Raw genomic sequence first — 23,203 nt, 5'->3', positions numbered from 1 at the left:
CTGGTATACCTCCGAGAATAGCCTAGGAGTTTGGGTTCCTCGACAGGAGAACGGCTCGGCGGCCGGTGACATCTCCCCGGTCTGTTCCGAACCGGCGGGCGGAATGGGAGACGATTCCGGTCATGAACAGAACGAATCCGTAAACCGTGAGCCTGCCAGACGCCGCATCGTTTGTCAGGTGGTAGGCAACGTTGCCGGTGAAGTCGCTGATCTCCGAGAAGTTACGCATCGCGGATCCGGTCAGAAGATCCTGAGCAAAAGCCGGAGCGAAAATCGCAATGGCACCGGCGATCGCAATGATCAGGCCGATAACGATTGCTCCAACGGAGGAGAAGCTGGCCAGGTACCAGAGAACAGCGAGGCAGAGGAGTGCGCCAAGAAGCTCGAGGACGACGAGCCAATCCACGGTTCCCGTGTTCCAGGCAGAATCTTCGAGGCCGACAAGGCGAACCCCGGAATCGGCAACGAGATACCAGGCCAGTGGCGCAACGATCAGGGTCGCGAAGAACACGCCAACGTGCGCCCATCCGCGGCCGCGCGGCTCTTCGGGGATCGGCTCCTGGAACCGGAAACCGTTCGTGTCGTGGCGGGGCGCGACAGTCTCGGGAGGAGTGGCGATCGTCGAGGGCGACGAAGCTACGTTTTCTACACCGACCCGGTTAAACACCGATGTGCGGTTCGGGTAGTTAGCTCCTGCCGGGGCCGCGACGGGAGGCGTCATGACAGTCTGATCGGTAGCTGCTGGGCTACGAACTGCAGTGGCATCGGTTGCCGGGTCATTGCCCGCAATCACCGTGTCGTCCTCGGAGCGTGGCGTGGTATCGACGTTGCCGAACTCGCGTTCCCAGCGTTCGCGTGCGGCCGCCCTGTCCTCCGGGGTTTCCCGGGTGAGGTTATCCTCGGAAGGCTTTGCTCCAGCAGGTTCATCTACATCATCATCGAACGAGGGCGTCCACGACCTGGTGGACTCAGTTTCAGACTCGGTGAACTCCGGATCATCAGCCACGGAAGCTTCGCCCTCGTGCGGGTTCGAAGGAATTGGCCCGTCCTGCGTCGGCTGGTTCTGTGCCGGCTCGCTGTCGAAACGGGAAGCGTTGCGGAAAGCGGGGGAGTCGTCTGACGGAGGCGGAGTGAGGGCCTCGTCGTTGTTCACGGGCGCGTCAGCGGGCGCCTCGTGTGCCGGAGTGTCAGAGGGCTCGGCGATATTGCGTTCCTCGCGCTCCTCGGGAAGCGGATCGAGAATATCGTCGTGGCCGTCCTCGCGGTCCGGTCGGGAATAAGGATCGGTTGGTGTCGACACTGTGGCCTCCTAGTCGGTATAAGTCGACGCTATACCGAATCTGGCGCATTTTTGTGGAACACGCGCCCGTCGACATACCGTTGGGTTTATGGATTCGGCAGATACTCCCCTGGTCACAGCGCTGAAGACACTTGGCAAACTGCCCGAAGCTAGCGCCGGTGCGGCACGAGTTTCCCAAGCCATCAGGTCCGTTAGATTCTCGACGGGGCTCCGCCGAGGCTGGGAAGGTGCCAGGACAGAATCGAGTATCCGCTGGGTTCTTGCCGACTGCCGCAGGTCCGGCATCGATGTCACGGCAAAGACACTGCGGGAGCAGGTTGCCTGGCAGGGTGAACCGGAAGTCAGGGTCGCGGCGGCCTCCTGGCGATGCCACAGTGACGCTGTTGCCGAAATGCCTCCGCTTAATACGAAGGATCTTGCCCCGCCCTCGCACCGTCCGGTCCGGGCCATGCTCGCGAGCCTGCACCGAGACGCGGGCTCAACTGATCCCCAAGACGACGTCAGGGAAGAAGCTGGGATCCTCTCCGAGGAAGACGCTGCAAAGCAGGAGCTCATCATCGAAGGCGCCGAAGCAAATGCTCCCGGCCTCATTGTCCTCTCCGTGCTTGCCGGCCAATGGATCATGCAACCGCTATCGGTCGATGCTGACCGGACGATCAGGGATTCGTTTATCAGGTGGCTCGGAACAGTGCGCGGTTTCGAACCAACGGGAACCGCTGTACTTAACCTTGACTCGCTCGAAAGCCAGATTGCTCTTTACAGAGCAGGAACACAGGAAGGAATGGATGCGTGGATTGGTGCCGTTGCCGACGTCTACGTTGATGCGATGAGTGAATCCTTGCGGATTTCCCAATCGGTTCTTGCCGGGCGTACTGATCCCCTCGTTGACTGAATTCATCCACAGGATGACCTGAAGGGAACAGAGCCTCACGGGGTGTCGGAGCAGACTCGGGGGTATGAACGACAAGGTCTCACACCGCAGGATTCGGACGCAGCCCCTGACGACTGTGCTCATCAGGGCCTCGTCGACCGATCTGATTACCGACATTGAACGGCTCGCCACGGTGGCCGGCGTCGATACTTCGACCGCGCCACCTGGCGGTGATGCTCCGCCCGCGATTCTCACTCTCGTCCAAGAACCCGGGGACCCTCGGGCAGTCAGCGCGAGGTTCAATGAGCTGTTCCAGCCCGAATTCGCCGGACAGCACGTGGTGGTGAACCCGAGAACCCAGCCTGGCGACCTTCTCGAACTATTTGTGGCCGCCGGAGCGACCCAGCGAGGAATCATCGTCGGAGTGATCGGTGCCCACGGGGGAGCGGGAGCAACAGTACTATCGGCAATGTTGGCAAGAGAGCTCGCCCTCGACGGTAGTGCGAGCCTGGTTGACCTTGATCCGCTCTCGCCCGGCTACGGTGTCCTGCTCAGCCTCCCGGAGACCGGCAAACGATGGGCGGATGTGGCACGAGAAACTGGGACACTTCTTCCCGGCAGGCTCGTGGAATCACTCCCCGAATGGAAGAAAGTTCGGGTGTTGAGCGGTGATCAACGCGGCGGTGTGCCAACCGCGGATCGCACCGGGGTGCTTGTTGCCTCCGCGGTCGCACAGATCAGTGCCGTCACCATAGTTGATTTACCACGACATGCCATCCTCCGTCACGGGCTGACAGCGGAACTCCTCGGTTGGCTTGACCACCTCGTCCTTGTCACTCGGGCGGATATTCTGAGCCTGGCAGCCGCGGAGCGGGTGCTCTCACTCCTGCCGGAAACAATGTCGTTCACCCTTGTTATTGCCGGGGTGAAAAGCATCGGGCAAGCCGAGGACGCGGCTCACCAGCTCGGTCCGGAAGCGGTTCCCCTGAGATTTGAGAGAACCTTCGACGGGGATATTTCCCACGGCATGACACCGGGTGACCGGCTTAGATCCGGTTCGTCCCGCGATATTCGACGCATCGCGACCAGGGTGGCATCGTGAAAGCCGCGGACCTGGCGCAGGCCCGCGCCGCAGTTGTCGGCGGGGACCCCATCGGCACCGTCATTGCCAGTGCCGTACCGGGCGCTATTTCCATTGCTTCCGTGGCATCGCTTGGCCAGGGCATCCTCCAACAGCTTGAAGGAGCGGGCCCCGTTCTTCAGCCCCTGCTCGAAGACCTCAGTGTCACCGACGTTCTCGTTAACGGAACGAAAGGCGTATGGGTTGACCGAGGTAACGGGCTTCAACAGGTCCACGAAAGTGCGGCAGAGCTGGATGATGATGAAGAGGTCAGGAAACTAGCTGTGCGGCTCGCTGCCCGATGTGGGCAGCGGCTCGATGATGCCTCCCCAATTGTCGACGGTACCTTCCCGAACGGCGTGCGGCTCCATGCGGTCCTGCCGCCACTCGCCGCCGAAGGCACCCTCATCTCCCTACGAACCCAGAGATCCGTTGCCCTTACGCTCGAGGGCCTGGGCGAATTTGGAACCGTTGACCCAACGGTCGCCGCAGTCCTTACCGCCATGGTCAACCAGCGAGCCAACGTCATGATTTCGGGTGCCACGGGCTCGGGAAAGACAACACTGCTCGCGGCGCTTCTTGGCCTCGTTCCCCACGAAGAACGAATCATCGTTATTGAGGAGTCGGCCGAGCTACGGCCCACCCATCCCCACTGCATTCACCTCCAAGTGCGGCACGCAAACGTGCAGGGTGCGGGTGAAGTGTCGATGAGTGACCTGGTTCGTGCCGCCATGCGTATGAGACCCGATCGTCTTGTTCTCGGAGAGTGTCGCGGTGCGGAAGTGCGCGACGTCCTCGCGGCCCTCAATACCGGGCACGAGGGCGGCTGGGCAACGATCCACGCCAATGCCGCGCAGGACGTGCCGGCGCGCCTCGTTGCGCTTGGTGCACTTGCAGGAATGTCGGAGCAGACGGTCGCAGCCCAGGCATCTGCGGCCCTTGACGCCGTCGTCCACATCAAGAGGACACCCCGGGGGCGGAAGGTTGACCACATCTCCGTTCTCACACGCACGAGCCAACGGCTCGTGTCTACCGCAGCTCTGCGCATGGTTGACGGGGTTCCCGAACGTGGGCCAGCCTGGGACCGGCTCAGCGAGCGGCTTGGTCTGGACAAGGACCTCATACCGTGAGTGTCATCATCGGGTTGGTTCTCGCGGTAGCTATCATCGCTGCAGGCCCGGCCCGCCGCCTGCCGAAGCCGCGTCAGCAACGACAAATTTCCCGCAGGAAGCTTCCTACGCTCCCGAAGCGTCACGATATTGATTTGGGGGTTCTCGCCTCCGAAGTGGCTACGCGGCTACGGGCCGGCATGGGAGTGGAAAAAGCCTGGCAGGTGTCCCTGGAACGTACCGGACTACCCGTCCGCCAACCCGTTCTTGACCGACGGGGGACACCGCGGATCCTCACCGAGCTGGACAGGCAGTCCGGCCCGGCGGACCGCGTCCGAGCGTTCCTGACCGGAGCTCCCCGAATCACTCACGTCACGAGAATTGCACTGCCTTCCTTGCTGGCGGCGACACGATTGACCTGGGAAACAGGTGCTCCCATGGCTGATGTGCTCGATGAGTGTGCCGAGGGGTTGACCGAGGCGGGGGAGGCGCAAGCTGCCCGGGAGATTGCGCTAAGAGGGCCCCAGTCGACGGCCACGATGTTGGCCTGGCTTCCCATCATTGGGATTGGGCTGGGGTTCATGATGGGAGTTGACCCGGTCGGGTTCCTCCTCGGCTCAGCCCTTGGGCGGGTCTTCCTAATCCTCGGAATCTGCTTCGAGATTGCGGGAGTCATCATTGTCCGCAGGCTCGTCCGTACGGCGCAGACCGACGGGGCGATTGGCAGGCAACCGTGATCGTTGTTGTCTGCATCCTTCTTGTCGTGCTCCTGGCGCTACCCGGCAGGCGGCTACCTAAACAAAAGCCGCTTCCACCGCCGAAGCTACAGCCAATCGATGAGGCCATGGTCATCGACCTGACAACTGCACTCGTTGTCTCCGGCTCCTCAATCCCGTCGGCCCTCCGGGCGCTTGGTCGGTGCTTGCCGCCCGGACCGGAAGCGGAGGACGCGAAGAGCGCGGCCCGGTCACTCCTCATGGGAGCGGGATGGGATGAGGCATGGGAAGGCAGATCGGGGAGGCTCACCAGACTGTCGAAGGCCCTTGAACCAGCCTGGGTTGATGGTGCCCCACCCACAATTATGCTCCGCCGGGCCGCTTCCGCGGTGCGTGCCAGGCGTCTCAAAGACTCCCAGGAGGCAGCCGCCCGTCTTGGCGTGCGGCTTGTCCTCCCACTTGGTCTCTGCTTCCTGCCTGCCTTCTTCCTCCTCGGAGTCGCCCCGATCATCATTTCGCTCGGGATGACAGTCCTCGGAGGCTAGGGGTGACGTGTTCTAGAAGAGCGCGACCTTTGGCGGGGGCGGGAAGATCTCGCTGAGCTCCTCAAGATCGTCCTCGGTGGGAACCCAGGAGGCCGCCTTCGCATTGGCGGTAATCTGGTCCGGTCTTGTCGCTCCGGCGATCACCGATGCAACGGGGTAGGAAGCCAGGAGGAAAGCGAAGGCAACATTTAGCTCGGTCAGGTCGCGTGCTTGAGCAAACTCCCGGAACTCCTTCAACTGATCGAAGTCGGTGGTCTCCATGAGCTGCGGTTTAACCACATCGAGTCGCGACCCGTCGGGGGCCTTGCCATCCGTGTACTTGCCGGTCAGGAGACCGTTGGCGAGCGGATAGTAGGGAACAACGCCGAGACCAAAATGGGCTGCGGCAGGCAGTACTTCAAGCTCTGCTCGTCGGTCCAGGAGATTGAAGTTGTTCTGGGACGCAATGAACCGTTCCGTACCGAGCTCCCGAGCCAGGTGGTCGGCGTGGGCAATCTGCCAGCCCGTCATGTTCGAATGACCGATGTAACGAACCTTGCCCGACGTGACCAGGTCATCGAGGGCCGCGAGGGTCTCCTCAAACGGCGTATTTTCGTCAACCGTGTGGTAGTAGAACAGATCAATGTAGTCCGTTCCCAGCCTCCGAAGCGATGCTTCGGCCGCGCGAACGATATAGCTACGGGAACCGCGAGCGCCGAAGTCCTTGCCGTTTGCGCCCTTCATGTTCATGCCGAACTTCGTGGCCAGAACAATGTCGTCCCGGTTCTTGCCGAGAGCCTGACCGAGAAGCGTCTCCGACAGTCCAGGCTCCATGCCGTACATATCCGCGGTATCGAACATCGTGATCCCCGCGTCCAATGCCGCGTTCACGAGAGCGCGCGTGCCCTCAAGATCCTCCGTAGCCGTGTTCTTCCGCCCGAAATTGTTGCCGCCGAGGCCGATCGCCGAGACCGTCAGACCCGAATTGCCCATGTGCCTTAGTTCCATGACCACCAGTCTACGGATCGGTCCACACCCTGCAACGGACAAGCCACTTCCACGAGGGCCATTCGGCCCCGGAGTGGATGTTGCGTTCCGCGGGAAAGTAGGTCCGTGCTCAACCGGGCACAGATACAAGGAAAGCAATATCTATGAAAGGGACAGTCATGAACGCTGAGAACATCGAAGAAAACACCGAGCTGACAGCCTCACTGGAGGACCCGGAAGCCGGCATGGCAACTGCGGAATATGCCATCGGAACGGTGGCGGCCACATCCTTTGCTGGACTCCTCGTCTGGATTTTGGACCAGCCCTGGGTCAAGGAAGCCATCGAAAACATCTTCCAGGCCATCTTCAACTTCTTCTAGGAAGCGAACGCGGGCCGGCCCTTCGGGGCCGGCCCGGGAGGTCACCATGACAATCACAAAACCAACCCTGGAAGATTCGGAAGACGAACGGAATAACCAAGATGACAGCGAGCGTGGAATGGTCACAGCCGAACTGGCCATGACAATTCCCGTTGTCATCGCCGTCCTCTTCCTCGTCGCCAGCCTTGGCGTATCGCTCGTAGGTCAGCTGAGGGTCACCGATGCTGCAAGAGAAGCTGCCCGCGCATACGCGATGGAGATGAGCGACCGCGAGGTTGCCGAACTTGTCGCGGATCGGGCCGGTGACGATGCGTCATATACCGTCCGTCAACACGGCAGAACATTGACCGTAACCGTCAGTGCGCCGGTCGGTGGCCCCTGGTCGATCCTTGACCTCACAGCCGAGTCGTCCATGACTGCGCTCGCGGAGGCCGAACGATGAGTAAGAAGCCAGGATGTGACGATCCAGAGCGAGGATCGGGCACCGTGCTATCGCTCGGCGTGATCGCCGTGCTTGCATCAGTGGCCATCTTCCTCGGCTGGCTGTCCGCCGCCTTCGACGCAAAACAGCGGGCGGATGGTGCGGCGGACTTTGCGGCACTAGCTGCGGCTCAGGTTCTCCATGACCCGTTCGAAACTGGAGACCCCTGTGTCGTGGCAAGCGAGGTGGTGCGGGATGCTGAGCTGGTCTCGTGCACGGTTACGAACGACCGGATTGTCGTGTCCACACAGGCGGAAGTGCGGCTGGGAATCCTCGGTGGAACGGCAATGACGGGAGAGGCCGAGGCCGGGCCACGCTAGCTCATGCCGGACACGATCGCTCGCCCGAGAATCAGTGCACCGACCTTGGATAGCGGGGAGTTTCCGTTTCCACACTTCGGGGACTGAATGCATGAGGGGCACCCGTCCCGGCAGGGGCAGGACTCGAGGCGGCTTACCGTCGCCTCGAGCCAGGGCCTCGCTGCATGGAAACCTCGTTCCGCACACCCCGAACCTCCCGGAGACGCATCGTGAATGATGATCGTTGGATTCCCGGTCTGCACGTGAAGTGCGGTCGACAGTCCGCCAATGTCCCACCGGTCGCAGGTGGCAAAAAGTGGAAGCAGCCCGATTGCGGCGTGCTCCAAGCCGTGCAGTGCACCGGGCAGGATATCGGGAGTCAGCTTGAGTTCGGCACACCGCACGTCCGAGATCGTCCACCAGCAGGCCTGGGTAGGTAGCTCCCGCAACGGCATCTCCAGCGGAGACCGGCCGAGATAAAGACCGTCCCGGCTCCGCCTCGTGTCGTAACCCGTCACGCGAGAAGCGACAAGCACATCGCCGAATGCGAGGACGCCATCCCTAAGGGGAACCTCGTGCTTGGTCTCAACGATTTCCACGGCCGTCTCCGCAACGGCAAACGTACGGATTTCCTCGTCCCGATAAGGCTCAACTATTGCTCGTTCGGCGTCGAGCGACTCAACAATGAAAGGAGAGCCCTGATGAATGTAGACAGCCTGGGGGTGGACAGTGGTGTCTGCCTGACCGGCCGATACCGTGCCGAGAAGCGAACCCGTGGAGCCCTCGATGATCGAAATCTCGCTTCCCCCGCCCCGAATGTCAACGAGTTCGTGCGCGGAGGCTCCGAGAGCCACATTCCAGCGCCATGCCCCGCTTCGGTAGGTGAGCAGTCCAGCTTCAACGAGCTCATCGAAGTGTTCCGTTGTCTGGAATCCGAAGATCTGAGCGTCGTCGGCGGTCAGCGGAAGCTCGGAAGCTGCGGCGCACACGTGCCCCGAAAGAATGTACGGATTGCTCGGGTCAAAGACCTGAGCTTCGACAGGTTGTTCAAGGAGCCCGGCAACGTTCTCGGCCAAGTACTGGTCGAGAGGATCGTCGCGCGCAATAAGAACGGCAATCCCATCCTGGGAAGCCCTGCCCGCTCGGCCCATCTGCTGCCGGAACGAAGCATGCGTGCCCGGCCACCCGGACATGACAACCGTGTCGAGGCCCGAGATATCGATGCCGAGCTCGAGCGCATTCGTCGTGGCAAGTGCTCGAATGTCTCCGCTACGGAGACCTTCCTCGAGTTCTCGGCGTTCTTCTGGCAGGTAGCCGCCGCGATATGCGGCGACCCGATCCTTATAGGGAGATCCGTGATCGGCAAGATCCTCGCGAACCAGCTGGCTGATCGTTTCCGCACCCGCCCGGGAACGGCTGAACACGAGCGTCGAGGCGCCGGCCGCAACGGCGCGGGAGGCCGCCTGTGCGGCTTCCTTGAGCGCGGAGCGCCGCACCGGTTGTTCTTCTTGGTCGACGACTACGATGCTGTCCTCGTTCAGGGACTGATCGGACCTTTGGGGAATGGCCCGCCCCCGGGCAATCACGAGGTTCGATGCGCTGTGGGACGACGTGTCTTCGTCGATAACCGATATTTGGTTGGCTTCAACGCCGAGAAAGCGCGCGGCGGTATCACCCGGGTTTGCCGCAGTTGCAGACAAGAATATGACTGTCGGGTTAGCCCCGTAGTGCCGTGCCATGCGAAGCATCCTGCGGACCACAAGTGCAACTTGCGCTCCTGTCATTCCGCGATAGGTGTGGAACTCGTCGATGACGATGGCGGTAAGACCTCCCCACAGACGGGGCCACCGCTCGTGGCCAGCCAACATCGAAAAGTGTGCGAAGTCCGGATTCGTCAGGATGATGTTGGCGTGGGCTCTTGCCCATCGCCGCACCTCGGAGGGTGTATCGCCATCAACTGTTGCAGGTTTGATGCTGTCTCCCGTGACGGAAACAAGGTGCGTGAGGCTGTCGAGTTGATCTGCCGCGAGTGCTTTCGTGGGAGCCAGATAGAGGACCGTTGGTTTCTTACGGATCTCGGAGAGCCGGGTAGCCTCCCTGTGCGAAAGGATGTGCGACAGGAGCGGTGCCCACGCGGTCAGCGACTTACCCGAGCCGGTTCCGGTTGCAATCACGGTGTGGTGGCCAGCGTGGATGGATTCCATGCCGTCGACCTGATGCCTCCATGGCGACGGTACGCCAAGGGAGGCAAGGCCAGCGGGGATGGCTTCGTGCACCCAGCTTGGCCACGGTGCGCGAGTGCCTTCGCGGGCGGGGGTGAAGAGGGTACCGGCGATCTGATCGGCAGCAAAGCCGTCGAGGATCGCCTTCCAGATGGTCATGGGGCAAATGTAGTCCCTGTGCCGGGCAATCGACCCGAGCACCTCGCGAACTCATCTGAGAATGTAATCGGTAAGATTCGCGACCAGGCACAAGATGTAGTGGTGGTTCGGCGTGTCGCCACAAGTCCTAGTGTTTGGGGCATACCTTGGGGACTGTTCGCGCTTAACGCGGAGCGATTGACATGGAGGAAGAAATGAACAGAAAGCCCGTCAGCGTCGACCCGGTATCGACCATCAATGAGTACCTTGACCGTTCGGATTGGCGCGTTAACGCCAACGCCAATCAGGATTATTCGCTGGGAGGGATGATCCTCAACACCTCGGGCAAGGTGGTGGCCAACTATTGGCTAACCGAGGTGTATTCAGAAGCGGCTGCGGCCGCGCACCGCGACGGAGACATTCACATTCACGATCTCGACATGCTGTCGGGCTACTGCGCAGGATGGTCGCTCCGCCAGCTGATAGAGCAGGGCTTCAACGGAGTTCCGGGAGCTATCGCTTCGAAGCCGCCGAAACACTTCTCATCGGCCTGCGGTCAGATCGTGAACTTCCTGGGCACACTGCAGAACGAGTGGGCGGGCGCCCAGGCATTCTCGTCGTTCGACACGTACATGGCGCCATTCGTGCGCCTGGATTCGATGACGTTCGACCAGGTGAAGCAGTGCATGCAGGAACTGATCTTTAACCTCAACGTGCCGTCCCGGTGGGGGAGCCAGTGCCCGTTCACGAACCTGACGTTCGACTGGACCTGCCCCGAGGACATTGCCGATAACCAGCCGATGATTGGCGAAGAAATTTGCGACTTCACCTACGGTGACCTGGCTGAGGAAATGGCGATGATCAATCGTGCCTACATCGAGGTCATGATCGAGGGGGATGCCGATGGGCGGGTCTTTACCTTCCCGATCCCCACTTACAACATCACGCCCGACTTCGATTGGGATACCGAGAACGCCAACCGGATGTTTGAGATGACGGCGAAGTACGGGCTTCCCTACTTCCAGAACTTCATCAACTCGGACCTGGACCCCGGCATGATCCGTTCGATGTGCTGCCGCCTCCAACTTGACATGAGGGAACTTCTCAAGCGTGGTAACGGGCTGTTTGGTTCAGCCGAGCTGACCGGTTCAATCGGCGTCGTCACGGTTAACATGGCAAGGCTTGGCTACCTCTATGCCAATGATGAAGAGGGGCTCCTTGCGCGCTTGGATGAGCTCATGGACCTGGGTCGCGACACGCTGGAGGCCAAGCGGGTTGCCGTTCAGGGACTCATGGATGACGGGCTGTACCCGTTTTCGAAGCGGTGGCTCGGTCACCTCAACAACCACTTCTCCACTATTGGCGTGAATGGCATGAATGAGATGGTCCGCAACTTCACCCTCGATGAGCATGATCTTTCAGACGAATGGGGCACGGACATGTGCCTGCGGATACTCGACCACGTCAATGAGCGACTTATTTCCTACCAGGAGCAGACCGGTAACCTGTACAACCTGGAGGCCACCCCCGCCGAAGGTGCCACATACCGGTTTGCAAAGGAGGATGGTAAGCGCTTCCCGACGATCCTCCGGGCAGGAACCGAGGCCAACCCGTATTACACGAACTCATCTCAGCTACCCGTCGGTTACACGGATGATGCGTTCGAGGAGCTCATGCTTCAGGACGATCTTCAGAAGAAATACACGGGTGGTACGGTCCTTCACCTGTATATGAACGAGAAGATGAGTTCGGGCGAGGCGTGCAAGCAGCTTGTGAGGCGGGCCCTCACGAAGTTCCGCCTGCCCTACCTGACGATTACGCCCACCTTCTCGATCTGCCCCACCCACGGCTATCTTGCCGGTGAGCACTTCACCTGCGACCGGTGTGCGGCAGAGAATCCGGGTGCAGAACCCGTGGAGTGTGAAGTGTGGACGCGCGTCATGGGCTACTTCCGTCCCGTGAAGTCGTTCAACATCGGAAAGAAGGGGGAATACGCCGAGCGGCTCATGCTGACCGAGAACAAGATCGGCAGCCGCGCTCCGGTTGAGGCTACGAGCCGATGAGCGTCTCCGTTGCCACCGACCTGTCGATAGCGGGCCACGTTCCGCTATCGACGGTCGACTGGCCCGGCAAACTCGTCTCCACCGTATTCCTGCAGGGCTGCCCCTGGGCGTGCGGCTACTGCCAGAACACGGAAATACTGGACCCGAAAACGCCGGGAGTTGTTCACTGGGGTGATGTCGTGAAGCATCTGGATAACAGGCGAGGGTTGCTTGACGGCGTTGTTTTCACCGGAGGGGAAGCCCTGCGTCAAGAGGTGCTTGGCCACGCCATTGACGACGTCAAGGCGCGAGGCTTCCTTGTCGGCGTCCACACTGCAGGCCCATATCCGTCCAGGCTTGAACGGTTCATTGACCGGATTGACTGGGTGGGTCTCGACATTAAGGCCCTTGTTGATGACTACAGGAGCGTTGTCGGCTACGACCAGGGCGCCAGATCCTGGAAGTGCCTCGACATAGTCCTAGAATCGGGAGTTGACTACGAGATCAGGACAACCGTCCACCCGGGTTCCCCCGCAGCTGTGCAATTCCCGGAGCTCCTTAGTCGGCTGAAGGAAAAGGGAGTGACGTCCTTTGCTCTCCAAGAGGCACGCGCAATTGGTACTTCGGAAACCTTCCAACGGGAGGCGCAAGCGTGGGATCTAAAGGAATGGTCAAAAGAATTTGCCGGCCTTGCTGAGCTGGCAACGACCGCCGGATTCAACTCGGTGGAAATCAGGGCGGCCTAGGAGTAGGTGTTGGCTGGGCCGGCTGCGGGCTGTTGTTTGAAAGTGTGCAACCGGCCCTGCCATCTGGCGTTGCGGGAAGGTCAATTCCCTGGTTGAAGCTGGAATCGAACCACGGTTCAGACGGTGTTCTGGCCCCTGCCCTTGACGGCGTCGATGAGTGCAATGCAGAGGGCAAGAACCATGAAAAGCGTAATGAGGGAGTAACCCCAGAGGAACGCAACATCGTGTCCGGATGAGATGTGGCTGAAGTAGAGGCCGGTGACGGCTGCCGTGCCCACTGACGTGCCGATGCGCTGACCGGTCTGCATGATCCCACCCGCGGTCCCGCCGTGGTTTGTGGGAACCTCCCGAAGCGTTAGCGTCTGGTTTGGTGAAGTGATCCAGCCGGCCCCGAACCCGATCGGGAGCACGGCGAGGGAGAGGACCCAGACGGGCGCTCCATTAACAATCGCAAAGGCCGCCCACACCGCGAGGCAGAGACCCGTAATGTTCAGAAGCAGGCCAGTGACAACGAGCCAACGGCCGTGCTTCACGACCAGCTTTCCTCCGATATAGGAGGTGTAGATCGAAACCACCGCTGACGGTAAGCCAACCATTCCCGCAACCAGCGCAGACTCGCCGGCGCCGTTCTGGACAAACTGCGCGATAAGGACCCAGATGGTTGTGGTACCAGCGAAGAAGACCGTGATCATCGCCGAGCCCAGCGTGAAGGTGCGAATACGGAAGAGGGACAGATTAACCATGGGGGAACGCCCCGAATAACGGTAGTGCTGTTCCCAGGCAAGCCAGGCAATCCCGAGGACGACACCAACTGGAGCGAACCACCAGGTGGCGCGATTGTCGGATGCCATCATGAACGGAAGCATGAACAAGAGGACAGCCGCACCGAGCAGTAGCGCACCAACCGGATCGAGATCGTGCTTCACGGCCTGAGCGCGAGGCGTCTTCGGTAGCCACATAAGGGCGAGAATAATGGAGATGATCGACAGGGGAACGTTGATTCCCATTGTCCACCGCCACCCCACCCCTTCGGGGAAGATATTGATAATCGTGCCGCCGAGAACCGGTCCAATAGCAACGGCAACACCAACAACTGCGCCGAACATGCCGAAGGCACGCGCCCTCTCCGGCCCCCGATAGTGTTGCTGAATGATCCCGGTGGTTTGAGGGTTCATGAGGCCTGCACCAATTCCCATGAAGGCGCGGGAAATGTCGAGAACAAGAATTGTTGGCGCGAGGGCCGCGAGGAGGGAAAAGATGCCGAACACGGCCACGCCAGCAATAAACAGACGCTCGCGGCCGAGGAGGTCGCCAGCTCGTCCGGCGGCAACGAGAACGATTCCAAAAGTTAGGGAGTAGCCGGACAGCACCCACTGAAGTCCCGTCGAAGAAGCGTCGAGCCCCTTCTCAATCGAAGGGAGGGCAACGTTGATGATCGACACGGCGACGAGCGCCATGAATAGCGAAGAAAGCAGGACAACGAGGACTTTGTTACGGTCCTTCGGTGCGAGCGTGGAATCAGCGGTCACAACTTCACACCATAGTCCCGTATCGGACAGAAGAGCAGAACGGGCGTTGGGTTAGACAGAATTTCAGATAACATTCCAGTTAGTTTCAAGAAAGTGTCAAGTTTAGGGATGGTGAACGTGTTGAAACTCCTAGAATTGGTTGATCGGCTCTGCGAGGATCTTGCTGGTTACACAGAATCGGCGGTCGCAACGGCCCTCGGCCCGGTTGGCATGGCCGGCATTGCGAGAGAGCAACGCCTCCCTGGAATCTGTTCCGTGGATCGCAATCCCAGCCGCACGGCACTCGTTGCCGCCCTGTTCATGCTCGGTGGGAGGCTCAGCTTGGAAGAGTATGAGCAGGTGCTCCCCTCAATCCCGCTCGAGGAAGCCATCGAAGCTGGCCTCGTCACTGACTCAATCCGATCCTGCATTGCTATCCGTCCCGTCCCGGTTGATGATCGGCACGGCGGAGGGGAACTCCTTATCGCCTCCGACCTCGGCCCTCTCCAAGGCAAGGCTCCCAGTACGGATCACGTCATGCCGGTGGGCGGGGCAACAAAGACCCTTGCCAGCCTGACCTCCTTCGAGGCGGGTCAGACAGTTCTCGACCTGGGAACCGGGTGTGGCTATCACGCGCTTCTTGCCGCCAAGGCGGGCGCCAAGGTCGTTGCCACCGATGTCTCGGAGCGGGCGCTAGCGTTCACGAAGCTCAACGCCAGCCTCGCGGGGCTCGAGGTGGAGACCCGTCTCGGATCCCTCTACGAGCCAGCCCCCGAACGATTCGACCGGATCGTCTCCAACCCGCCCTTCGTTATTACGCCCGCCAAGGTCCGCGCCATGATCGGGACCTTCGAATATCGGGACGGCGGCGTGGAAGGTGATTCGCTCCTGCAGGAAGCAGTCGCCGGCACCACGGATCACCTCACCGAAGACGGAATAGCCTGGATGCTCGGCAACTGGCAGGTCGCAGCGGATGTGACAAGCGGAAGTTTCGGCGAAGCGTGGAAGCAACCGGTTGAGGAATGGCTGGGAGACCAGAAGGCCTGGGTAGTCCTTCGAGACGCTATTGACCCAGCCCAATACGCCGAGATGTGGTTGCGGGAAAGCCAGTTAACCGGCTCTGCCTACGATTCTGCCTACTGCGTTTGGCTCGGAGAGTCCGCCAAGGACACCTCAATCGCCTTCGGCTACCTGACGATCGCGGCAGAGGATGGGCCGCAGCGCCTCGAAGACTATCGCGGGCCGATTGCCGACACTTTTGTTGATTCGACATGGGCGGGGCTTGAGCTGGCGGGAGCCTCCGATCAGGAGTTGCTTGCCATGCGCCTGGTTTCGAAGGCTGTTCTCGAGACGCGGCTCCACACGCCGGGCCAACCCGACCCTTGGCACATCTCCATCACCGCCCACGGTCGGGAGATTCCCATCAGTGCAGAAGTTGCAGGATTCCTGGGAGCAAGCGATGGGGAATTGACCGCGGGACAGATCATTGCGGCACTTGCGCAGCTCCTGTCCGTCCCCGAAGACGAGATGACGGAAGCTGTTCTACCGGCCGTGAGAGAGTTGATTGGAGCTGGCGCCCTCGTCCTTGGCGGGTGATATCGTGAGCCCGAGTGCGAGCGGCGAGTTGAACAACGGGGTGCTACTCCTTATATATTGTGCCTAGTCCCTCGCCGGATCCATCAACCGAAGGAAGTTCAGTGACCAAGCTTGTCATCGTGGAGTCTCCAGCCAAGGCCCGGACCATTGCGGCCTATCTTGGCTCGGAATTTGTGGTCGAAGCATCAGTCGGCCACATCCGGGACCTAGCGGAGCCACGGGAACTTCCTGCTGACATGAAGAAGGGGCCTTACGGGCGCTTCGCCGTCAACACGGAAGACGGATTCGACCCTTACTACATTGTTGACGCGAACAAGAAGAAGACAGTCACAGAGCTGAAGAAGCTCCTGAAAGACGCCGACGAACTCTATCTCGCAACGGATGAGGACCGGGAGGGCGAGGCAATCGCCTGGCACCTCCTGCAGGTCCTCAACCCGAAAGTTCCGGTCAAGCGCATGGTGTTCCACGAAATCACCCGCGAAGCAATTGACCGGGCCCTCGAGAACACCCGCGAGATCGACACGCAGCTCGTCGACGCACAAGAGTCCCGCCGAATCCTTGACCGGCTCTACGGCTACGAGGTCTCGCCGGTCCTCTGGCGGAAGATCGGTCCCGGCCTCTCCGCGGGCCGCGTACAGTCCGTCGCCACCCGCCTCGTCGTTGAGCGCGAACGCGAACGCATGGCGTTTGTGTCGTCCAACTACTGGTCCGTGGCCGTCAAAGTCCACGGCGGTGAAGAGGGCGCCGAAGAGACATTTAAGGCACGACTCACCAGCGTCGACGATCGTCCCGTTGCTCAGGGCCGCGACTTCGGTGACGATGGCAAACTCAACCCTGCCGCAATCCGCAAGGACGTAGCAGTCCTCGACGAAGAGAGTGCGAAGGCGCTCGCGGAAGCCCTGACGGGTGCACATATCGGTGTGCTCAAGGTCGAGTCGAAGCCCTCGAAGAGACGCCCGTCTCCGCCGTTCACCACATCGACGCTTCAGCAGGAAGCCTCTCGCAAGCTTGGGCTCAACTCCCGTCAAACCATGAGCCAGGCCCAGCAACTATACGAGAACGGTTTCATTACCTACATGCGTACCGACTCCGTCGACCTATCGAAGGAAGCGGTTTCTGCGGCACGGTCCCAGGTGAAGGAACGCTACGGTGACTCCTACATCCCGGAAAAGCCCCGCTTCTACTCGAAGAAGGCGAAGGGCGCCCAAGAGGCCCACGAAGCAATCCGTCCGGCGGGCGATAAGTTCCGTAGCCCGGACCAGGTGAAGTCCGCCCTGTCCGGCATGCAGTACAAGCTATACGAGCTTATTTGGAAGCGCACCCTAGCGTCGCAGATGTCGGATGCAAACCTCCTGACATCGTCGGTACAGATGAGCACGGAAGTGCAGGCAGCGGGCTTCTCGAAGGCCGGCCTCTCGGCCTCCGGCACGGTCGTTACCTTCCCCGGCTACCTTGCCGTGTACGAGGAAGGTAAAGACAAGTCCCGGTATGAGGAGAAGGACGGAGAGTCCCGCCTGCCGGAGCTGTCCGAGGGCGACATTGTTGACGTTGTCGATCCCGGTGCGGTTGCCGAGGGTCACGAAACGACCCCGCCGCCCCGCTTTACGGATGCTTCGCTCGTCCGAAAGCTTGAGGAGCTTGGCATTGGTCGCCCCTCGACCTACGCCTCGACGATCTCGGTTATTACCGATCGCGGATACGTGGAGCGCCGCGGACAGGCCATGGTGCCCACGTGGATTGCCTTCTCCGTCATCCGTCTTCTCGAGGAGAACCTCCCCGGGTATGTTGACTACGACTTTACGGCCCAGATGGAGAATTCACTCGACTGGATCGCGAGCGGCAAGACCGATCGCGTTGCCTACCTGGAATCCTTCTACCACGGCGATGACGACCATAAGGGTCTTCAGCACGAGGTCGAGAACCTCGGCGAAATCGATGCTCGAGCCCTGAATACGATGAGCCTCGGTGAAGGTGTCGATTTGCGAGTCGGCAAGTACGGCCCCTACATCGAGAAGGCCATTGAAGACGGCGACCCGCTCCGCGCGAACGTTCCGGTTGAACTCACCCCGGATGAGCTCACGCTTGAGAAAGCGAAGGAGCTCCTGGAGAAGGGCAAGGATGACGGCCGGATCCTTGGCGTCCACCCCGATACCGGCAAGGAGATTGTCGCGAAGAACGGCCGTTTCGGCCCCTACGTCTCCGAGGTCCTCCCGGAGGACAGCCCGAAGACAGCGAAGCCGAAGACCGCATCCCTGTTTAAGAACATGGATCTCAGCACGATCTCTCTTGACCAGGCAGTTGAGCTCCTGTCGCTTCCCCGCGACGTCGGACCCGACGCCGAGGGCACGATGATTACCGCCCACAACGGAAAGTTCGGTCCCTACCTGAAGAAGGGAAGCGACTCCCGGAGCCTCGAAACCGAGGAGCAACTCCTCAAGATCACCGTTGAAGAGGCCGAGGCGATTTTTGCTCAGCCGAAGAGGCGCGGACGCGCCGCTGCCGCCGCTCCGCTCAAGGAGTTCGGCGAAGACCCGATCTCGAAGAAGCCCGTTGTTCTTAAGAACGGTCGCTTTGGTCACTACGTCACCGATGGTGAGATCAACGCATCACTGCGAGTAGCGGACAACATCGAGACGATCTCGCCTGAGCGAGCATTCGAGCTACTCGAAATGAGGCGCGAGAAGCTCAAGAATGATCCGCCAAAGAAGAGCACTCGTAAGGCACCCGCCAAGAAGACCACCGCGGCAAAAAAGACGACAACGACGCGGAAGCCTGCGGCGAAGAAGACCACAACTCGCAGGGCTCCTGCGAAGAAGGCCACGGAGGAGAGCGGGTCGTGACCGGCCGCTTCATCTCCTTTGAAGGCGGTGACGGATCCGGGAAATCCACCCAGATTCGGAAGCTAGCAGAACGAATCCGGCAGGCAGGCGGCGACGTTGTTGTCACCCGCGAGCCGGGAGGTACCGACCTGGGGCTGAAGATCCGCCAGGCACTGCTTCACGGCGAAGATCTGTCCCCTCGGACGGAAGCTCTCCTCTATTCGGCCGACCGTGCGCACCACATGGCAACGGTTGTTCGCCCCGCCCTCGAGCGGAACGCCACCGTGATCACCGATCGCTTCATGGACTCCTCGATCGCATACCAGGGCGGTGCCCGCGGACTCGGCATCGATACGATCACGAAACTCAACCGGTGGGCCGTGGAGGACCTTGTCCCGGACATGACGATCCTTCTTGACCTTGATCCCGTCATTGGTGCACAGCGCGTAGGAGCCGAAAAGGACCGGCTCGAATCCGCAGGCGACGCATTCCATGCGGAGGTCCGCCAGACCTTCCTCGACCTTGCCGCCAAAGAGCCAGACCGGTTCGTCGTCGTTGATGCAAGCAGGACGCCCGAGGAGATCTCCGCAGACATCGGAACGGCCTATGACCGTCTTCGATGACCTTGCAGGGCAGGAAGCGGCAATCGAAGTGCTGACTCGAGCCGCTACGGCTGCCCGCACCGGTAGCGCGGGAATGACGCACTCCTGGTTGATCACCGGGCCCCCCGGTTCGGGACGATCAACCGCCGCTAAGGCCTTCGCCGCTGCTCTCCAGTGCACCGGCGAGCCAGTGGGGTGCGGTGAGTGCTCGGGATGTCGGACAGTCATGTCCGATTCCCATCCGGATGTTGAAATTCTGGCCACAGAAGCAACGACCATCACCGTCGCATCGGTACGTGAACTCGTTTCCCACGCACAGTCAACACCGACGGTTGGCGCGTGGCGAGTCATGATCATCAAAGAGGCCGACCGCATGGTTGAGAGAACAACAAATGTTCTCCTCAAGGCAATTGAAGAGCCGCCGCCCCGTACCGTGTGGATTCTGTGCACACCATCGCCCAGCGATGTGCTGACAACAATTAGGTCAAGATGTCGGGGGCTAAATCTCGTGATCCCCGCGGCGGAAAAAGTTGCAGACCTGCTGGTGCGCCGTGACGGCATTGATCCTGACGCCGCCCTAATCGCCGCGAAAGCAGCTCAGTCCCACGTGGGGGCCGCGAAAGCCCTTGCGAAAGACCCCGGTGCGGGCGAGCGCAGACGAGAGAATCTTCGTGGCGCCTACGGGATTAGGACGGCAGGGCATGCGGCCCTAGCTGCGCAGGCACTCATCGACCGCTCGAAGGTCCAAGCGGAGGCTGAAGGTGAGAATCGTGCGGACCGCGAAATTGCGGAACTCCGCAGGACCCTGGGCCTGGCACCCGATGAAACCATTCCGCCAGCGATGAGAAGCCACTTTAAGCAACTGGAGTCCGAGCACAAGAAGCGAGAAACACGACGGATTCGCGACGCTCACGACCGCGCTCTCATCGATCTGCTATCTCTCTACCGGGACGTCCTTGTCGTACAGCTGGAGGCTGGTACCGATCTTGTGAATGTTGATTTCGAGAAGGAGATCGAAGACATCGCGGGATCGATGACGGCTGACAAAACGATTGCGATCATGGATGAAATCTCGCTGGCTCGTGAACGCATCGGAGCCAACGTTGCACCGCTGCTCGCTATCGAAGCGATGATGATGGCGATGAGGCGCTGACCGGGGGATCAATCCCCAGACAGTCTTCCGCCGTCGAGGACAGGCAGGTATCTGGTCTAGTCTGAAGGCGTGAAACGCTCTATCGCCGCCCTCGGTTCTCTGTTCCTCTTCCTCGGTGCCTGCTCATCATCTGTGCCCGGTGAAGAGCTCTCCTCTGATGGGTCTAGAGACCCCGGGGAGTCAACTGCCCCGATTCCCGAGGGTCTCGAAGCCTTCTACGAACAGGAGGTGACGTGGGAGGCTTGCGAGGAATCCGGAACAATCAACTCGGAATGCACCGAAATCACGGTTCCCCTCGACTATGACGATCCCGATGGTGAAACGATCGAGATCTCTGTCCTGAAGGCAAACGCGACAGGCGAAGCTCAAGGCTCGCTGTTCGTTAACCCCGGTGGCCCTGGAAGCTCTGGTAAGGATGTGGCGGAGAGCGCGACTTTCTATTTCAATGATCCCATTATCGAGAATTACGACATCATTGGCTTTGATCCCCGCGGAGTCGGCGACTCGGCACCGGTTGACTGCATGCCCGATGATGAGCTTGGCCTCGTGCTCGATGCGAGCTACCCGGACACTGACGAAGGCTCTGCGGAGTCGCTTGAAGACACGAAAGAAATCGTACAGTCCTGTGTCGATACCTCGGGTGACCTCCTCGAGCACGTGTCAACGATCGACGCTGCCAGGGACATGGATGTCATGAGGGCGGCACTTGGAGAGAACAAGCTCGACTACTTCGGCTTCTCCTACGGCACCCATCTTGGTGGCCAGTACGCCGAGCTCTTCCCCGACAACGTGGGACGCATGGTTCTTGACGGAGCCGTTGACCCCGCGATTCCCTCCCTTGACTCCAGCTACTTCCAGGCGGTCGGCTTCGAAAAGGCGCTGACGGCCTACGTCGAATACTGCCTGGAGGACGGGGACTGCCCGCTGGAAGGCGACACGGCTGACGAGGCCAAGGAGTTCCTCCAGGAACAGATTGAGGACAGCCTCGAAAACCCACTTCCCACGATGATTGATGACCGCTCCGTGACCCCGGGAATCTACTACACCGGTATCGCCACCACTCTCTATGCCGAAGAGCCCTGGCCCTACCTCACGGAAGCTCTGAGCATGGCAATCGAGCGGGGCGACGGGAGTCTCCTTCTGTCATTTAATGACCTCATGATCGGACGTGACACCATGTCCGGTGAGTTTATGGACAACTCCCTGGAAGCGCGTTGGGCGATCAACTGCATTGACTACCCCGCCGGTGTTGATGAAGAAGCCGTTGCGGAAAACGATGCTCGACTCCACGAAGATGCTCCGACATTCGCTCCCTACTTTGAGGGTGGAGATGTCTTCTGCAACGAATGGCCGCACACGGCCGATGAGGTCCCTGGACCGTTCTTAGCGGAAGGCTCCTCCGAGATTATTGTCATCGGAACCGTCGGCGACCCGGCAACCCCATACGAGGCTGCAGTCAGCCTGGCTGAGCAACTCGACAACGGCATCCTCCTGACCTGGGAAGGGGAGGGGCACGTCGCATACGGCACGGCTGGCTCCTGTATTGATGATGCAGTGGACAACTACTTCGTCGATGGGACAATCCCCGAAGACGGATTGATCTGCCCTGCCAACTAGTCCGTCAACTACGATCCAGCGCCCCGGTTCACCCACCGGGGCGCAATCGTGTTTAGCGCCATAGCTGAGTATTTGAAATCGAGCTCCGGGCTTGGGTAAGCTCGGCTTGCTGATAACCCAGCGCCGCCTTAGCTCAGTCGGTAGAGCGATTCACTCGTAATGAATAGGTCGAGAGTTCGATTCTCTCAGGCGGCTCGCATTTTCTCCCCCCGCTTCGGCGGGGGGATTTGCGTATCCGGGCTTAAATGGGGCCGGGATCCATCCGCCATCCTCGCCCCGAGTGGGTACTAGGTCAGCGATTGTAATGCCCAGTGTTTCGGCGGTTACCAAGAGATCTTCTGCGCTCCAGTCAGCGCGTCCATGAATACGCGTTGAAATATTTGGTTGGGAGACTCCGAGGGCTTGTGCCAAGGATGTCTTCGTCATGCCTGCATCGAAAAGATACTGGTTGACAGTTACGCCAATGCACTGGGAGACCGTGTATGCCCGTTCGGTAATTGCAGTCATATAAAGATAGTGCCTGTTCATACGAAATCCGTCAAGAATATCGGTTGACGATTGCGGGTGTGGCGGATATGTTCAGCTTATGAACATACGAAACTCGGATGGCTATATTTTTATGGTTCCGAAGGAAGCGGCGGAATTTACGGGTGTCGCATCTGAGCGAACCTTCCTGCGCTGGGCGCGTGAGGGCAAGGTTGCCCATGTTCGGTTGCCGAACGGACGGGTCTTGTTTCGCCAATCGGATCTTGAGGAGCTGATAACTCCGATTCCGGCTACGGCTGATTCCCCTGATTCTGATGTTTTGTTTGATCGGGATTGGCAGGCCGAGGGGTGACTGTGCGATGAGTATTAAAGCGATGACGTGGGCGTGGGGACTGGCTGAGTTGCCGTTGCGTGAGTCGATGGTGCTACTGGCCTTGGCTGATAACGCGAATGATGAGGGGTATTGCTGGCCGTCGCAGGAGACTAT

The 23,203-nt window shown here is 60.3% G+C and carries 21 protein-coding genes and 1 tRNA gene; 17 read left to right on the top strand and 5 right to left on the bottom strand.

All coding sequences use genetic code 11. From position 1 onward, the window contains the following. Positions 1-22 precede the first annotated feature (22 nt). A complete protein-coding gene (locus ACTHUY_RS08240; protein ID WP_441654690.1) occupies positions 23-1,300 on the bottom strand; it encodes a hypothetical protein in 1,278 nt (425 codons plus the stop codon). An 88-nt stretch (positions 1,301-1,388) separates the two neighbouring features. On the opposite strand from ACTHUY_RS08240, the gene ACTHUY_RS08235 reads away from it, so the two are divergent. The 5 genes from ACTHUY_RS08235 to ACTHUY_RS08215 all read left to right on the top strand — a co-directional run bounded on the left by ACTHUY_RS08235 (position 1,389) and on the right by ACTHUY_RS08215 (position 5,661). Continuing rightward, complete coding sequence (locus ACTHUY_RS08235) at positions 1,389-2,192, top strand: hypothetical protein (RefSeq protein ID WP_441654689.1); 804 nt, start codon at positions 1,389-1,391, stop codon at positions 2,190-2,192. A gap of 64 nt (positions 2,193-2,256) precedes the next feature. Further along, complete coding sequence (locus tag ACTHUY_RS08230; protein WP_441654688.1) at positions 2,257-3,273, top strand: hypothetical protein; 1,017 nt, start codon at positions 2,257-2,259, stop codon at positions 3,271-3,273. Beyond that, a complete protein-coding gene (locus ACTHUY_RS08225) occupies positions 3,270-4,421 on the top strand; it encodes a TadA family conjugal transfer-associated ATPase (protein ID WP_441654687.1) in 1,152 nt (383 codons plus the stop codon). Before ACTHUY_RS08230 ends, ACTHUY_RS08225 begins: the two co-directional genes overlap by 4 nt. Beyond that, positions 4,418-5,137, top strand: coding sequence for a type II secretion system F family protein (locus ACTHUY_RS08220; RefSeq protein WP_126704531.1), 720 nt, complete (start codon positions 4,418-4,420; stop codon positions 5,135-5,137). The genes ACTHUY_RS08225 and ACTHUY_RS08220 overlap by 4 nt, the downstream gene beginning before the upstream one ends. Next, a complete protein-coding gene (locus tag ACTHUY_RS08215; RefSeq protein ID WP_441654686.1) occupies positions 5,134-5,661 on the top strand; it encodes a type II secretion system F family protein in 528 nt (175 codons plus the stop codon). The genes ACTHUY_RS08220 and ACTHUY_RS08215 overlap by 4 nt, the downstream gene beginning before the upstream one ends. A gap of 12 nt (positions 5,662-5,673) precedes the next feature. Here ACTHUY_RS08215 and ACTHUY_RS08210 read toward each other — a convergent pair whose 3' ends face one another. Further along, positions 5,674-6,648: an aldo/keto reductase gene (locus ACTHUY_RS08210; protein WP_441654685.1), complete on the bottom strand. Its 975-nt coding sequence runs from the start codon at positions 6,646-6,648 to the stop codon at positions 5,674-5,676. Between the two features lie 143 nt (positions 6,649-6,791). On the opposite strand from ACTHUY_RS08210, the gene ACTHUY_RS08205 reads away from it, so the two are divergent. From ACTHUY_RS08205 to ACTHUY_RS08195, 3 genes are read left to right on the top strand one after another with little or no spacing between them, the layout of a single operon-like run. Next, positions 6,792-7,007 (top strand): DUF4244 domain-containing protein, encoded by a 216-nt coding sequence (locus ACTHUY_RS08205; RefSeq protein WP_441654684.1) that lies wholly within the window; start codon positions 6,792-6,794, stop codon positions 7,005-7,007. 46 nt (positions 7,008-7,053) lie between these two features. Further along, a complete protein-coding gene (locus tag ACTHUY_RS08200; RefSeq protein ID WP_126704535.1) occupies positions 7,054-7,449 on the top strand; it encodes a TadE family type IV pilus minor pilin in 396 nt (131 codons plus the stop codon). After that, positions 7,446-7,808 (top strand): Rv3654c family TadE-like protein, encoded by a 363-nt coding sequence (locus ACTHUY_RS08195; protein WP_441654683.1) that lies wholly within the window; start codon positions 7,446-7,448, stop codon positions 7,806-7,808. The genes ACTHUY_RS08200 and ACTHUY_RS08195 overlap by 4 nt, the downstream gene beginning before the upstream one ends. On the opposite strand, the gene ACTHUY_RS08190 is transcribed toward ACTHUY_RS08195, so the two are convergent. Continuing rightward, the gene (locus ACTHUY_RS08190) at positions 7,805-10,168 is read right to left on the bottom strand and encodes a DEAD/DEAH box helicase (protein ID WP_441654682.1); all 2,364 of its coding nucleotides are present in this window, start codon (positions 10,166-10,168) and stop codon (positions 7,805-7,807) included. The genes ACTHUY_RS08195 and ACTHUY_RS08190 overlap by 4 nt on opposite strands. Before the next feature lie 182 nt (positions 10,169-10,350). Between ACTHUY_RS08190 and ACTHUY_RS08185 the strand changes: the two genes are divergently transcribed. Together ACTHUY_RS08185 and ACTHUY_RS08180 are read left to right on the top strand one after the other, a co-directional pair. Beyond that, positions 10,351-12,210: a ribonucleoside triphosphate reductase gene (locus tag ACTHUY_RS08185; protein ID WP_441654681.1), complete on the top strand. Its 1,860-nt coding sequence runs from the start codon at positions 10,351-10,353 to the stop codon at positions 12,208-12,210. After that, positions 12,207-12,935: an anaerobic ribonucleoside-triphosphate reductase activating protein gene (locus ACTHUY_RS08180; protein WP_441654680.1), complete on the top strand. Its 729-nt coding sequence runs from the start codon at positions 12,207-12,209 to the stop codon at positions 12,933-12,935. Before ACTHUY_RS08185 ends, ACTHUY_RS08180 begins: the two co-directional genes overlap by 4 nt. A 116-nt stretch (positions 12,936-13,051) precedes the next feature. On the opposite strand, the gene ACTHUY_RS08175 is transcribed toward ACTHUY_RS08180, so the two are convergent. Continuing rightward, positions 13,052-14,464, bottom strand: coding sequence for an MFS transporter (locus ACTHUY_RS08175; protein WP_441678415.1), 1,413 nt, complete (start codon positions 14,462-14,464; stop codon positions 13,052-13,054). A gap of 117 nt (positions 14,465-14,581) precedes the next feature. On the opposite strand from ACTHUY_RS08175, the gene ACTHUY_RS08170 reads away from it, so the two are divergent. The 6 genes from ACTHUY_RS08170 (at position 14,582) to ACTHUY_RS08145 (ending at position 22,425) form a co-directional block, all read left to right on the top strand. Then, the gene (locus ACTHUY_RS08170) at positions 14,582-16,039 is read left to right on the top strand and encodes a methyltransferase (protein WP_441654678.1); all 1,458 of its coding nucleotides are present in this window, start codon (positions 14,582-14,584) and stop codon (positions 16,037-16,039) included. A gap of 101 nt (positions 16,040-16,140) precedes the next feature. Next, on the top strand, positions 16,141-18,879 hold the full coding sequence (topA, locus tag ACTHUY_RS08165; protein WP_126704540.1) for a type I DNA topoisomerase: 2,739 nt from the start codon (positions 16,141-16,143) through the stop codon (positions 18,877-18,879). Next, positions 18,876-19,481 (top strand): dTMP kinase, encoded by a 606-nt coding sequence (gene tmk / locus ACTHUY_RS08160; protein ID WP_441678413.1) that lies wholly within the window; start codon positions 18,876-18,878, stop codon positions 19,479-19,481. Before topA ends, tmk begins: the two co-directional genes overlap by 4 nt. Further along, positions 19,465-20,613 carry a DNA polymerase III subunit delta' gene (locus ACTHUY_RS08155; RefSeq protein WP_441654676.1) on the top strand — a complete coding sequence of 383 codons (1,149 nt, stop codon included), beginning with the start codon at positions 19,465-19,467 and terminating at the stop codon, positions 20,611-20,613. The genes tmk and ACTHUY_RS08155 overlap by 17 nt, the downstream gene beginning before the upstream one ends. A gap of 69 nt (positions 20,614-20,682) precedes the next feature. Then, positions 20,683-22,230, top strand: coding sequence for an alpha/beta hydrolase (locus ACTHUY_RS08150; RefSeq protein ID WP_441678410.1), 1,548 nt, complete (start codon positions 20,683-20,685; stop codon positions 22,228-22,230). Positions 22,231-22,352: 122 nt separating this feature from the next. Beyond that, positions 22,353-22,425: transfer RNA gene (locus tag ACTHUY_RS08145), tRNA-Thr, on the top strand. On the opposite strand, the gene ACTHUY_RS08140 is transcribed toward ACTHUY_RS08145, so the two are convergent. Continuing rightward, on the bottom strand, positions 22,381-22,737 hold the full coding sequence (locus tag ACTHUY_RS08140) for a helix-turn-helix domain-containing protein (RefSeq protein ID WP_441654717.1): 357 nt from the start codon (positions 22,735-22,737) through the stop codon (positions 22,381-22,383). The two genes, ACTHUY_RS08145 and ACTHUY_RS08140, sit on opposite strands and share 45 nt — an antisense overlap. A gap of 79 nt (positions 22,738-22,816) precedes the next feature. Between ACTHUY_RS08140 and ACTHUY_RS08135 the strand changes: the two genes are divergently transcribed. After that, positions 22,817-23,068 carry a helix-turn-helix domain-containing protein gene (locus tag ACTHUY_RS08135; RefSeq protein WP_441654674.1) on the top strand — a complete coding sequence of 84 codons (252 nt, stop codon included), beginning with the start codon at positions 22,817-22,819 and terminating at the stop codon, positions 23,066-23,068. Positions 23,069-23,203: the final 135 nt, after the last annotated feature.

Source organism: Flaviflexus sp. (assembly GCF_052087705.1).
Classification (GTDB): Bacteria; Actinomycetota; Actinomycetes; order Actinomycetales; family Actinomycetaceae; genus Flaviflexus; species Flaviflexus ciconiae.
Note: the sequence above shows the minus strand (reverse complement) of the source record. Positions and strands in the feature narration are given on the sequence as shown.